We start from the raw sequence: 11,098 nt of genomic DNA on the forward strand, positions 1-11,098 counted from the left end.
ATGGCCAAAGCCGAAATTTCAAAAGCTTTATATCGCCGCTTTCGCACGCTCCTGATCGCCAATCGCGGCGAGATAGCCTGCCGCGTCATCCGTACCGCGCGGGCCATGGGCTTGCGCACCGTCGCGGTCTATTCCGAGGCAGATGGCCATGCGCTGCATGTCGCGGAAGCCGACGAGGCCGTGTTGATCGGCCCGGCGCGTGCGCGCGACAGCTATCTCAATATCGAGCGCATTCTCGAAGCTGCAAAGAAGACCGGCGCCGAGGCGATCCATCCCGGCTACGGCTTTCTCTCGGAGAGCGCCGAGTTCGCGCAGGCTTGTGCCGATGCCGGCCTGATCTTCGTTGGACCTACTGCGGAGATGATCACTGCGATGGGCTCGAAGTCGGGCTCCAAGGCACTGATGGAGAAGGCTGGTGTGCCACTGGTGCCGGGCTTCCATGGCGAAGCGCAGGACGACGCGACACTGGCCAAGGCGGCCGACAAGATCGGCTTCCCGGTTCTGGTGAAGGCTTCCGCTGGCGGCGGCGGGCGTGGCATGCGCGTGGTGCGCTCGGCGGCTGAACTGGCTCCGGCCATTGTCAGCGCCAAGCGCGAAGCGAAAGCAGCATTCGGTGACGATCGTATGCTGATCGAGAAGTATGTCGACAATCCCCGCCACATCGAAGTGCAGATCGTCGGCGACAGCCACGGCAATCTGGTCTCGCTGTTCGAGCGCGAATGTACGCTGCAGCGACGGCATCAGAAAGTAATCGAAGAGGCGCCTTCGCCGACGTTGAACGGCGCGCAGCGTGAGGCGGTTTGCGCGGCTGCACGCAAGGCCGCAGGCGCGGTGAACTATGTCGGTGCCGGCACTATCGAATTCGTCTCTGACGGCAAGGACGTGTTCTTCATCGAGATGAACACGCGCCTGCAGGTCGAGCATCCGGTCACCGAACTGATCACCGGCGTTGATCTGGTCGAGTGGCAGCTCCGCGTGGCGTTTGGCGAAAAGCTGCCGCTGACGCAAAGCGAGATCAAGCTCAACGGCCACGCCATCGAGGCGCGGGTTTACGCCGAGAATCCGCACAAGAATTTCATGCCGTCGGTCGGCAGGATCCGCACCTGGCGCACGCCCGCGGAAACCAATGGTTTGCGCATTGATGCCGGCTATCGCGAGGGCGATGCGGTGTCGCCGAATTACGATGCCATGCTCGCCAAGGTGATCGCTTGGGCGCCAACACGCGATGCAGCGATCAACCGGCTCAATCGCGGACTGGAAGAAACCGATATTCGCGGCATCGTCACCAACACGCCGTTCCTGTCGGCGCTTGTGACGCATCCGGATGTGCGTGCCAACACCATCGACACCGGCTTTATCGAGCGTGAATTGAAAGTGTTGACGCCGGACTCGGCGGCGCCTGGCGATCTCGAACTATGCGCGGCCGTCGCCGCCATCGTCGCAAGCGAAGAGCAGGCAGCACGGGCTGCCGGTACCTCGCCCTGGCTGACGGCTGGTTGGATGCCGGTCGGGCGTCGCCAGCGGGTGTTCAAATTCAAGCATGGTTCGGACGAGCAGCGCGTGACGTTGAATTACGGCAGCGGTCCTGCAACGATTTCGATCGGCACTCGCGAACTGGGGTTTGAGACGGCTGCGGCCGATGACGAGCATTTCGATCTGACGCTGGACGGAGCGCGCTCGCACATTGTTTCGGTGATCGAGGGCCACGAACTCTACCTGCGTACGCGTCACGGCCGTTTCGACATGCATTGGGTCGATCCGTTCGGCGGCGACGATGAAGAGCAAGTCGGCGAGGACAAGATCGTTGCGCCGTTGCCCGGCACCGTGGTGGCGCTGCTGGCCGAGGAGGGCGCGACCCTTGAGAAGGGCGCGGCCATCCTGACCTTGGAAGTCATGAAGATGGAGCAGACATTGCGTGCGCCGTTTGCCGGCGTGCTCAAGCGCATCAAGTGCAAGGTTGGCGATATCGTTGGAGAAGGCGTCGAGCTTGCGGAAGTCGAGCCGAGCGCCTGATCCTCTGAAAGACACGTGAGATTGAAATTGGCATGAGTGATCTGGTTCGTATCGTCGAGGTCGGTCCGCGCGACGGTTTGCAGAATGAAAAGACGCCGGTGTCGGTCGAAGACCGCATCGCCTTCGTGAAGGCGTTGGTCGGGGCTGGCCTGCATACGGTTGAGGTCGGCTCGTTCGTGTCGCCCAAGGCGATCCCCAAAATGATGGGTTCGGATCAGGTATTTCTCGGCCTGCGCGATTTGCCCGGTGAATTCCATGTGCTGGTGCCGAACGAGAAGGGCTATGAGGGCGCGAAGGCGGTCGGCGCGAAAGTCATCGCGGTGTTCGCCTCGGCCTCGGAAGGCTTTTCGCGTGCCAACATCAATTGCTCGGTCGCCGAATCCATCGAGCGCTTCAAGCCGGTGATCGAGCGCGCCAAGGCCGACGGCATCCGCGTGCGGGGTTACGTGTCCTGCGTTCTCGGTTGTCCCTATGATGGCGCCGTCGCGCCGCAGGCGGTCGTCGATGTCTCGAAGACGCTGTTTGATCTCGGCTGCTACGAAGTTTCACTCGGTGACACGATCGGTGTCGGGACGCCGTCGAAGGCGCGGCAGATGCTGCGCGCCGTTGCTGGCTCGGTTCCCATGCCAAAGCTCGCTATGCACTTCCACGACACTTATGGTCAGGCGCTGGCTAATCTCTATGCCGGGATGGAAGAAGGCTGTCGCGTTGTCGACAGCGCTGCCGGCGGTCTCGGCGGGTGCCCCTATGCGCCTGGTGCGACCGGCAATGTCGGCACCGAAGATGTGGTCTACATGCTGGAAGGCATGGGGATTGCGACGGGCGTCGATATGAACAAGCTGCTCGCTGCGACCAACACCATCAGCGCTCTGATCGGCCGCGCGCCGGTCAGCCGTGTCGCTTCGGCACTCAACGCCAAGACGCGCTGAGAGCCACCTGGCGGACGACAGGATACGTCAGGCCGGGACGTCCAGCGCGAGCTTGAGAAGGTTCGCGGTGAGCGGCGTCTTGGCGACGTAGTCCTTCCACGCCGTGTCGCGCGCGATATCGCGCCACTTGCCGACGGTCGCAGCGTCGAGCGCGCTGACCTTGGCGCCGGCCTTCTCATAGACCCTGGACACTTCGACATCGTCCTGCTGCGCGCCCGCCTTGCCGAAGGCTTCCATCTCGGCGCCGACCGAGACCAGAATATCCTGATGTGCTTTCGGCAACTTGTCGAACACAGTCTTGGACATCATCAGCGGCTCAAGCATGAACCAGTAGGACGCACCCGCGCCGGAGGTCAGATGCTTGGCGACTTCGCTCAGCTTGAATGAGATGAGGCTGGTCGATGAGGTGATGCCGGCATCGCAGGCGCCGCTCTTCATCGCCGCGTAAATTTCGTTGGACGGCATTGAGAGCACGCGCGCGCCGGCAGTCTGCAGCATCATGTTCATCTCGCGCGAACCGCCGCGTACCGTGAGCCCCTTGGCGTCCTCGGGGACAACCAGCGGGCGCGAGCGGCTAGCCACGCCGCCGGCCTGCCAGACCCAGGTCAGCAGCATGATGCCCTTGTCGGCGAGAATGTCGCTCAGTGCCTTGCCGATCGGCAGGTTCTTCCAGCGCAGGCCCTGATCGTAGGTCGAGACCAGACCGGGCATCAGGCCGATATTCGCCTCCGGCAATTCATTGCCGGCATAAGGCAAGGGATAAAGGCTGAGATCGAGAGTCCCTTTGCGCATGGCGGAAAATTGCGCATCCGCCCTGATGAGCGACGAATCCGGATAAACCTCGGCAACAAGGTCGCCGCCACTCTGCTTGGCAATGGCGGCTGCGAAAGTGCGGACCAGTCGGTCGCGGAAGTCGCCGTTGTCGATGCTGCCGCCGGGAAACTGGTGCGAAATCTTCAGTGTAGTCGCTGCCTGCGCCGTATTGATGCCGCAACGGAGGATCGCAGGCACGGCGAGGGCCGATCCAAGGATGTGGCGGCGAGTCAGCATGCGTAACTCCTGAAAGTGTTCGTCTGGTGCCGGGCGGGACAAAATGCGCCCGCGTCCTGTTGCTCCGTCACCGCGCGTCCCTTCGTTTATACAATCCGAACCGGTGGGCAAGTGATGTTGCGTCGCACGCAATGGCTATCGGATGCATCATCAAGACTTTTTTGATGCGACGTAACAAACCGCGACCTCCGTACGTCTGGTTCATAGCGACAGACGTCGCGCTTCAGAAATGGATCCGAGGAAAAACATCATGACCATCTCCACCAGGTTTGCGCTCGGCGTGTCCGCCGCGCTCGTCTCGCTCAGCCTCGCGCTGGCACCTGCCGCGTTCGCTCAGGACAAGATGAGCAAGGATGACGGCATGAAAAGGGACACTATGTCGAAGGGCGACGGTATGAAGAAGGATGCCATGTCTCACGACGGTATGAAGAAGGACGATGGCATGAAGAAAGACGGCATGATGAAGAAGGAAGACGGAATGATGAAGAAGTAACGTCTTCACCCGCATCGCTGTGACGGGCCCGTCCGTGTGGCGGGCTTGTCATGTTGCGCTGCTCGTTGCTGGACCTGAAAACTCGGCATAGCCTCCGCGCACAAGAAAATGCCTGGGAGGCCATGATGAAAAAAGAACGACGCCTCGTTGTTGCGGCGACTTGTCTGATCGCGGCAACGCTCTTTCCAAGCGTGACGACATGGAGCGCCACCGACGAGATGGGCTTTGTGCGCATCAGTCAGGGCGAGGAAGTCTGGAAGAATCCGTTCGGTGTCGGCGTTGAAGTTGCGACGCTCTATGGCGATCCCTCGAAGCAGGGCATCTATGTGCTGCGGATCAAATGGCCGCCCGGCATCATGAGCAAGCCGCACAAGCATCCCGAAGATCGTCACGTCGTGGTGCTGTCGGGCACCTGGTACACCGGCACGGGCGAAGCCTTCGTGCCCGAAAAGTCGATCCCGATGAAGACCGGCGGCTACATGGTGCATCCCGCCGGTGCGGTGCATTGGGACGGCACACGGGAAGAGGGGGCCGTGATTCAGATCACCGGCTACGGCCCGAGCGGCAACAATTTCGTCAAACCCGACGAGCCGCAATTCGGCAAAACGAACTGACCTCGGACAATCAATTCAGGCAGCGTGCCATCGGATGATGGCACGCTGATCTCGTGCTTATTTACGCTTCTTGCGGGCGGCGTAGCGGGCGTCGCGGGCGGCTTTCTGCTGGGCTTCCAGCGCGGCCTGGGCAAGCGCGGCTTCTTCCTTTTCGCGCGCAGCCTGGGCTACAGCGGCGGCGGCTTCTTCGGCTTCGCGAGCCTTCTGGACGGCCTTCTCAGCGTCGCGGATGGCCTTGGCTTCCGCGCGTGCGACGGCAGCGGCTTCGCGCTCGGCGGCGCGCGCCTTCACGGCAGGATCATCGGGCCCCGGTGCTGCCTTGAATTTGTTCAGAATGTTCTTCTTGGCTTCGATCGCAGCCTTCTGGCGATCCGCGAAGCTGGGTTCCTTAAATGACATGAACGAGGCCTTGTCGCTTTCTTCGGTTTGGGGTGGGTCATTGTCGGGTGCGGCAGCCGGGCAAACACCCAGGCAATGGCCGAAACTCCGCTGCGGTTTACAGCCGACAGCGCGGCAACGCATCAACTATCTGCGATTTACGGCAATCTTACGCATGATTTGCCGGCAAGGAGGCCTGCGCGAGGCTGGGGCGGAGCTTGCGCCGGGGTGATCCGCGTATATCCGCAAATCCTGGGAATCGGGCATGTTTTGGTCATCCGGCGATTTGGAGCGCGCGGAGCAGGCCGCCTGTGCGGCGCGAGGACCGATATGGATGCCCAGAAGACAGCCGTCGATGCCGTGGTCATTCTGACCGGCTGTGATCGCGACATGGTGACCCACTTCATTCGCGGCCTGTATCTGGCGGGCGTTCGCGACCCCAAGCGACTGACTTTCAAAGGGCTGCAATTCGCAGCAGAAGCAGGCGCTTAGCAACATTTGTAGCCAAAATGGCCATGTTGCGGCTTTGCAGCGGCCGTGCTGCTGCCTTGAACCTGCGGTGCCCTCCGGCTGACTGATCAGGAACTTTCCGCGAAACGCGGAGTTCCTGTCGCCATCGGGAGTTATCCATGCAAGCAGCCATCGATCGCGTCATCCGCTCGTTCAGCTTCAAACATCCGGCCTCGCTCGCAGAGCCGATGTCCGACAGTCGCTCGATCCAGGCAAGCGATGAGGCGACAGAGTTGGCGACCCGGTTGCTTGAAAATTACAAGGGTCAGCTGGCCCGACGCAGCTCCAAGCCTGACTGAGGACCGATTCAAGCATCCTCATTGACCGATCTTCATGGATCGCGGCTTCGGGATTCGGCATTGCCAGGACTTGCGTTGCGGTGCGATGACGGGGCATGACTGCGCCGCTCGCAGACCCAACCATCCAGGAGACATGATGCGAAACTCCCAGCGTGCCGTTAGAGCCACGGCCGTCGCGCTCAGTGCGGCCATGATCGTGGCCGTGTCCGACGTCTCCCTTTCTTCCGCCATGGCGCAAGCGCCTCAAAAACAAGCGCCGCAGAAAATGGCGCCAGCCGCAGGAAAAACCATGACCACAGCTTCAGGCCTCCAGATCGAAGACACCACCGTCGGCACCGGCGCAACGCCGGCCAAGGGCCAGACCTGCGTGATGCATTACACCGGCTGGCTCTATGAGAACGGCGTCAAGGGCAAGAAATTCGACTCGTCGGTCGATCGCAACGAGCCGTTCGAATTCCCGATCGGCATGTCGCGTGTCATCAAGGGCTGGGACGAAGGCGTCGCCACCATGAAGGTCGGCGGCAAGCGCACGCTGATCATTCCGCCGGATCTCGGCTATGGCGCGCGTGGTGCTGGCGGCGTGATCCCGCCAAATGCGACGTTGATCTTCGACGTCGAACTGCTCGGCGTCAAATAAGCCCGATCAAACGACCTATGCCTGCGCGATCCTGCGCAGCAACGTCCGTGACGCTTCCTCGCCGGCATAGATGTCGGCGAGGGGCGCTGCCTTCGCGATGAAGGGGGCCTTGTCCGGCGTGACAAATGTCACGCCCATCGCTTCGACCTGCAGGCGCGTTTGCGCCTCGAATGCGGTCCACAGCTTGTTCATGTGATGATAGGATAGGGCGGCGGCTTCGCGGATGATCTCCCGCTGTTTCGGCGTCATGCTATTGAGCCGGCCGGCGCCTACCAGCAGTACATCCGGAATCATGGTGTGTTCGTCGAACGAGTAGTGCGTTGCGACTTCGGCATGCTTGCCGACAATCAGCGCCACCACGCTGTTCTCTGCACCATCGACCAATCCCGACTTCAGCGCGACATAGACATTGCTCCATGACAGCTCGATGCCTTCGGCACCGAACAGCTGCATCAGCTTGACCATCGTCTCAGACGGCTGGATGCGGATCTTCATGCCCTTGAGATCGTCGGGATGCAGAATCGGTTTTCGGCCATAGAAGCTGCGTGCGCCGGCATCGTAGAAGGTCAGGCCGGTGAGACCCGCCGATGTGGTTGAGGCCAGAACGTCGCTGCCGATCTCGTTGCTCGTTACTTTCAGCCAATGGGAGCGATCGCGGAAGGTGAAAGGCAGGTTAAGAACCTTATAGGTGGGATGGAAGCGCTCGAGCACGCTGGCGCTGACTTTCAGGAAATCCAGTTTGCCGGCCTGTACCTGCGACAGCAGGTCGACTTCCTGACCGAGCTGGCCGTCCGCAAACAGCGCGATGTCGAGTTCGCCCTGCGAACGCTCGCGCGCCAGATCGGCAAAGTGCTGCATGGCCGGGTGGACGGGATGGGTGGTCGGAAGACTATGGGCGAGGCGCATCTTCAGCGGTTCGGCGCGCAGGACTGCAGGGCAGGCGATCGCCATTCCCGCAGTCAGCAAAAGTCGGCGCCGAGAAAGCATTGTCTGCCCCGTGTCCTGGCTGGAATCTGATGCAAGCGTCGGCGCGTCCCCTGCGCCGGACACCATGTTACGTCGGAACCGGAGAAGTTTAAAGTCTGCCGCCAGCTACTTTGGGGCGATTGGCCTGGAGCAGGGCGACATAGCGGTTCTTGGCATCGGGCGCGACGGCACCGCGGCTGGCGAGATGATGCACGCAATTCAGCGCCAGATCGAACGAGCCGTAGCAATGATGCGCGATCAGTGCGAGATGCTTGAGCTGCTCGCTATCCATCGCCTCGGCCTGGATGAAATCCCGGACATAGACGACGTCGGCCTCGACGAGTTGATTAATGGCAGCAGCAGGGTTGGGGCCCATCATCGGCGCGATCATCTTCTTGTTGATGGCCGCGAACATGTGCGGAATGAAGCCGAGGCTGCGCAGTTCGAGATCGATGTCGCCGAACACCGGTTGCCTCTCATAGAGTGGCACGAAGGAGACTTCGGTCTGAATGGCGACGGCCTTTGCCAATTTGCTGCGACCGTTCCTGAACACCGACAGTTCGCCACCCTGAATGTCGATCTTCAAGAGATCGATGTGCTCGATCTCGGCGATATCGTCGAGCCGCCGTGTATCGAGCGGGAGCCTGTCGACGACACGTCCGAGCTCTGTGAAGTTCGGAAAGTGCGTGAGTGTCTTCGGCTCAGGCTGCAGCAGGCTGGCAAAGCCGATGCCGCGGCAGATGTTCAGCGTATGGCTGCCGCCATCGCCGACGGCATAAGGAAGATAGGTCTCAAACGCGCCCTTGCGTGCCTGCAGTTGCGCCAATGCCTGCGGATGCGGATCGAAACCGGTAACGCGGCAAAGTCCGCTTTGCAGCATCGGCTTGTAGGGCGGGTCGCCATCGATGGGATTGGCGCCAATATCGACGACATCGGTCATCCGTGCTGGCTGGAGCAGCGCGGATAAACCATCATCGTTGCGTCGAATCGCGCCGTGCATGCGTACCTTTCCTGCGAATGGTGCGACAATGCGTGCTTCGGCGGGCGCGATCTGTGTGTCAGAACGTCGCGCGACAATTCGGACGGTCAGGGCGCTTGCGCCGAAAATGGGGGACGGAATGAAGCACGAACAGAGAGACGACGCCGCGCGCCGCCGCCCCATCCATCATTCGCCACTGTTCTGGATTGGCGTGGTTCTGTGCCTGGCTGCGATCGTCGTCTACGTGATGTCTTACGACCTGTCGTGGCCGGTCGCCAGATAACGACGCTCACGCTTTCTTTGGCTTCTTCTTTGTCGAGGTGTTCAGCGCCACCGCAGCGCGGATGAGCGCCTTCAGCGCCTTTTCGTCGAGCTTGTCGCCTTCGTGAATATCGATGGCGCGGCGGGTGTTGCCGTCGAGGCTGGAGTTGAACAGGCCTGACGGATCATCGAGCGATGCGCCCTTCGCGAAGGTCATCTTGACGACCGCTTTATAGGTCTCGCCGGTGCAGATGATGCCCGCCTGTTCCCAGACCGGAACGCCGCGCCACTTCCATTCCTCGACCACGTCCGGGACAGCCTGCCTGATGATCTTTCGGACGGAAGCGAGCATCTCACCGCGCCAGTCACCCAGCTCCTTGATCTTCGTGTCGATCAGCGCGGAGGGAGAACCTGCCTCGTTGATCTCCGTCGATTTGCTGGACGTCTTTTTTGCCATGCGCTCCCCCTCAGACGTCCGGCGCCATATAGCCGTGTTGGTGGTGCTTATCTACGTGTCGTGAAAATAACCCCGGCCTGTTTCCGGCGTCCAGCCTTCCACCACAGACGGACGAGAAATCGCTGCGTATTGCGTATTCCGGATCGCGAACCAATTCCGGTGTCACGAAATTGCGTATAGCCTTGAGTCACCGGCGCTTTGCGTGATTCGTAGCGTTTTTCTTATCCAGTTCAGTCGCGTTCGAGAGCATTCCGCCCGTCACGGCGTGTTTGCTGTCGTCAACTATGTCGCGACCATTTCTGCTGAATGGAAAGGCAGATTTTTAAGATGTGCTGCGTTAGTCGTGACAGTAGCAGTCGCCAAGATGACTCGGAGGAGTCCGGATATGACGTATCGCCACGCTGTCGCTCTCGCAGCTGTCCTGTTGGGGGGCGTCGGCGCCGCCCATGCCCAGACCCTGCCATCCTACATGGCGCCGATTTCCGGGTTGACCACGACAACGCCTGCCGAGACCGCCACCAAGGACATGCTCGCGCTCAACACCGGCATGTTCGAGCTCTACGGCGACGCCGCCAAAGTCTTCCGCACCAACATCCTCGCCAAACATCCCGTGATCCTCGGCCTGTTCTCCGGCGCCGGCGGCAAATTTACGCTGTACCAGCCCGGCAAACCGCCGCTCGACGCGCCCTCGGTGCCAATGGTCTATCAGCTGCTCAAGTCAGTCGGCCATAGCACCATGGCACTGGCCGAGGTGGTCGGCCCCTACGTCAACAATCCCGATAACAAATCCTGGCTCGGCTCGATGAAAGCCTATCGCAGCCGCATGCAGTCGGCGCTGGATGGCCTCGATCTCACGCCGATGCAGGCCGACTGGCGCGACAACAACCGTACCATCCTGCAGAACAACCTGGCTTTCATGGACGATTGCATCGCCAAGGGCGTCATCCCCTTCGATGTGCTGGAGACATTTGGCAAGAAGCAGGCGCCGTTCCTTGCGAAGAACGTGACTTGGGCCGCGCAGACCCAGGTCAATCACTGGATGACCGTGCTGGGCGACTGGAAGAAGATGCTGGGTCCCGATTGGGACAAGGCCTATGCCGCGAGCAACACGATTTACGTGGCACGGCAGAACAACGTGCTGTTCAGCGTGCTGGCGCAGTTCTTCCCGCCGGAGGCCATCAACGATCGTCTGCTGCTGATCGAGACCGTGTCGTTCACCACCACGCAAGCCGACATGCTGGAGTCGCTGACCCGCATCATCGCCGATCGCTCGGTGGGCTCGCTGTTCTTCGGCAACTATCACCTGATGGATTATGAATTGATGGGGGGCGACGCCCGCGCTGCCATCATCGCCGAGAGCGCCAAGCGCGGCATGACGCCGTTCCTGCCGCCCGTGGTGCCGTTCGGCTCGAACCAGTGGCCGACGCTGATCACCACCGGGCCGGGGCCGGCCACCATCGCCGATCTCAAGTAATCGGCGCGGCGGCGGACGACTGTCGATCAGGGGTGGAA

14 protein-coding genes are annotated in these 11,098 nt (G+C 61.2%); 9 read left to right on the top strand and 5 right to left on the bottom strand.

The features are described 5' to 3' along the window. Together CHC01_RS10660 and CHC01_RS10665 are read left to right on the top strand one after the other, a co-directional pair. Positions 1-2,013 carry an acetyl/propionyl/methylcrotonyl-CoA carboxylase subunit alpha gene (locus CHC01_RS10660; RefSeq protein ID WP_089264693.1) on the top strand — a complete coding sequence of 671 codons (2,013 nt, stop codon included), beginning with the start codon at positions 1-3 and terminating at the stop codon, positions 2,011-2,013. Between the two features lie 32 nt (positions 2,014-2,045). Beyond that, positions 2,046-2,942, top strand: coding sequence for a hydroxymethylglutaryl-CoA lyase (locus CHC01_RS10665; RefSeq protein WP_089264256.1), 897 nt, complete (start codon positions 2,046-2,048; stop codon positions 2,940-2,942). Positions 2,943-2,969: 27 nt separating this feature from the next. Here the strand turns inward: CHC01_RS10665 and dctP are convergent, their stop codons facing one another. Continuing rightward, positions 2,970-3,992, bottom strand: coding sequence for a TRAP transporter substrate-binding protein DctP (gene dctP / locus CHC01_RS10670; RefSeq protein WP_089264257.1), 1,023 nt, complete (start codon positions 3,990-3,992; stop codon positions 2,970-2,972). Positions 3,993-4,242: 250 nt separating this feature from the next. On the opposite strand from dctP, the gene CHC01_RS10675 reads away from it, so the two are divergent. Further along, on the top strand, positions 4,243-4,485 hold the full coding sequence (locus CHC01_RS10675) for a pentapeptide MXKDX repeat protein (RefSeq protein ID WP_089264258.1): 243 nt from the start codon (positions 4,243-4,245) through the stop codon (positions 4,483-4,485). Between the two features lie 125 nt (positions 4,486-4,610). Then, entirely contained in the window at positions 4,611-5,099 is a 489-nt protein-coding gene (locus tag CHC01_RS10680; protein ID WP_141137081.1) for a cupin domain-containing protein, read from the top strand. A gap of 57 nt (positions 5,100-5,156) precedes the next feature. Here the strand turns inward: CHC01_RS10680 and CHC01_RS10685 are convergent, their stop codons facing one another. Further along, the gene (locus CHC01_RS10685) at positions 5,157-5,498 is read right to left on the bottom strand and encodes a DUF6481 family protein (protein ID WP_089264260.1); all 342 of its coding nucleotides are present in this window, start codon (positions 5,496-5,498) and stop codon (positions 5,157-5,159) included. A gap of 309 nt (positions 5,499-5,807) precedes the next feature. Here CHC01_RS10685 and CHC01_RS32465 point away from each other — a divergent pair, with 309 nt between their 5' ends. From CHC01_RS32465 to CHC01_RS10705, 3 genes are all read left to right on the top strand, one after another. Then, positions 5,808-5,969, top strand: coding sequence for a hypothetical protein (locus tag CHC01_RS32465; protein ID WP_170849668.1), 162 nt, complete (start codon positions 5,808-5,810; stop codon positions 5,967-5,969). A gap of 137 nt (positions 5,970-6,106) precedes the next feature. Beyond that, a complete protein-coding gene (locus tag CHC01_RS10695) occupies positions 6,107-6,286 on the top strand; it encodes a hypothetical protein (protein ID WP_089264262.1) in 180 nt (59 codons plus the stop codon). A 136-nt stretch (positions 6,287-6,422) separates the two neighbouring features. Continuing rightward, a complete protein-coding gene (locus CHC01_RS10705) occupies positions 6,423-6,923 on the top strand; it encodes an FKBP-type peptidyl-prolyl cis-trans isomerase (RefSeq protein WP_244558298.1) in 501 nt (166 codons plus the stop codon). Positions 6,924-6,938: 15 nt separating this feature from the next. Here CHC01_RS10705 and CHC01_RS10710 read toward each other — a convergent pair whose 3' ends face one another. Both CHC01_RS10710 and CHC01_RS10715 read right to left on the bottom strand, forming a co-directional pair. Then, positions 6,939-7,874 carry a TRAP transporter substrate-binding protein gene (locus tag CHC01_RS10710; protein WP_176454553.1) on the bottom strand — a complete coding sequence of 312 codons (936 nt, stop codon included), beginning with the start codon at positions 7,872-7,874 and terminating at the stop codon, positions 6,939-6,941. A 124-nt stretch (positions 7,875-7,998) separates the two neighbouring features. Then, complete coding sequence (locus CHC01_RS10715; protein ID WP_089264265.1) at positions 7,999-8,889, bottom strand: FkbM family methyltransferase; 891 nt, start codon at positions 8,887-8,889, stop codon at positions 7,999-8,001. Between the two features lie 118 nt (positions 8,890-9,007). Here CHC01_RS10715 and CHC01_RS32470 point away from each other — a divergent pair, with 118 nt between their 5' ends. After that, positions 9,008-9,151 carry a hypothetical protein gene (locus CHC01_RS32470; RefSeq protein ID WP_176454554.1) on the top strand — a complete coding sequence of 48 codons (144 nt, stop codon included), beginning with the start codon at positions 9,008-9,010 and terminating at the stop codon, positions 9,149-9,151. A 6-nt stretch (positions 9,152-9,157) separates the two neighbouring features. On the opposite strand, the gene CHC01_RS10720 is transcribed toward CHC01_RS32470, so the two are convergent. Next, positions 9,158-9,586: a DUF1801 domain-containing protein gene (locus CHC01_RS10720; RefSeq protein ID WP_089264266.1), complete on the bottom strand. Its 429-nt coding sequence runs from the start codon at positions 9,584-9,586 to the stop codon at positions 9,158-9,160. A 385-nt stretch (positions 9,587-9,971) separates the two neighbouring features. Between CHC01_RS10720 and CHC01_RS10725 the strand changes: the two genes are divergently transcribed. Beyond that, positions 9,972-11,060 carry a hypothetical protein gene (locus CHC01_RS10725; protein ID WP_089264267.1) on the top strand — a complete coding sequence of 363 codons (1,089 nt, stop codon included), beginning with the start codon at positions 9,972-9,974 and terminating at the stop codon, positions 11,058-11,060. Positions 11,061-11,098 lie beyond the last annotated feature (38 nt).

Source organism: Tardiphaga sp. OK246 (assembly GCF_900188215.1).
Taxonomy (GTDB): domain Bacteria; phylum Pseudomonadota; class Alphaproteobacteria; order Rhizobiales; family Xanthobacteraceae; genus Tardiphaga; species Tardiphaga robiniae.

Bases quoted from the DNA above. Each gene is read 5' to 3' on its own strand.
- CHC01_RS10710 (WP_176454553.1), bottom strand. From the start codon at position 7,874: ATGGCGATCGCCTGCCCTGCAGTCCTGCGCGCCGAACCGCTGAAGATG.
- CHC01_RS10725 (WP_089264267.1), top strand. From the start codon at position 9,972: ATGACGTATCGCCACGCTGTCGCTCTCGCAGCTGTCCTGTTGGGGGGC.
- CHC01_RS10705 (WP_244558298.1), top strand. From the start codon at position 6,423: ATGCGAAACTCCCAGCGTGCCGTTAGAGCCACGGCCGTCGCGCTCAGT.
- CHC01_RS32470 (WP_176454554.1), top strand. From the start codon at position 9,008: ATGAAGCACGAACAGAGAGACGACGCCGCGCGCCGCCGCCCCATCCAT.
- CHC01_RS10715 (WP_089264265.1), bottom strand. From the start codon at position 8,889: ATGCACGGCGCGATTCGACGCAACGATGATGGTTTATCCGCGCTGCTC.
- CHC01_RS10660 (WP_089264693.1), top strand. From the start codon at position 1: ATGGCCAAAGCCGAAATTTCAAAAGCTTTATATCGCCGCTTTCGCACG.
- CHC01_RS10680 (WP_141137081.1), top strand. From the start codon at position 4,611: ATGAAAAAAGAACGACGCCTCGTTGTTGCGGCGACTTGTCTGATCGCG.
- dctP (WP_089264257.1), bottom strand. From the start codon at position 3,992: ATGCTGACTCGCCGCCACATCCTTGGATCGGCCCTCGCCGTGCCTGCG.
- CHC01_RS32465 (WP_170849668.1), top strand. From the start codon at position 5,808: ATGGATGCCCAGAAGACAGCCGTCGATGCCGTGGTCATTCTGACCGGC.
- CHC01_RS10720 (WP_089264266.1), bottom strand. From the start codon at position 9,586: ATGGCAAAAAAGACGTCCAGCAAATCGACGGAGATCAACGAGGCAGGT.
- CHC01_RS10675 (WP_089264258.1), top strand. From the start codon at position 4,243: ATGACCATCTCCACCAGGTTTGCGCTCGGCGTGTCCGCCGCGCTCGTC.
- CHC01_RS10695 (WP_089264262.1), top strand. From the start codon at position 6,107: ATGCAAGCAGCCATCGATCGCGTCATCCGCTCGTTCAGCTTCAAACAT.
- CHC01_RS10665 (WP_089264256.1), top strand. From the start codon at position 2,046: ATGAGTGATCTGGTTCGTATCGTCGAGGTCGGTCCGCGCGACGGTTTG.
- CHC01_RS10685 (WP_089264260.1), bottom strand. From the start codon at position 5,498: ATGTCATTTAAGGAACCCAGCTTCGCGGATCGCCAGAAGGCTGCGATC.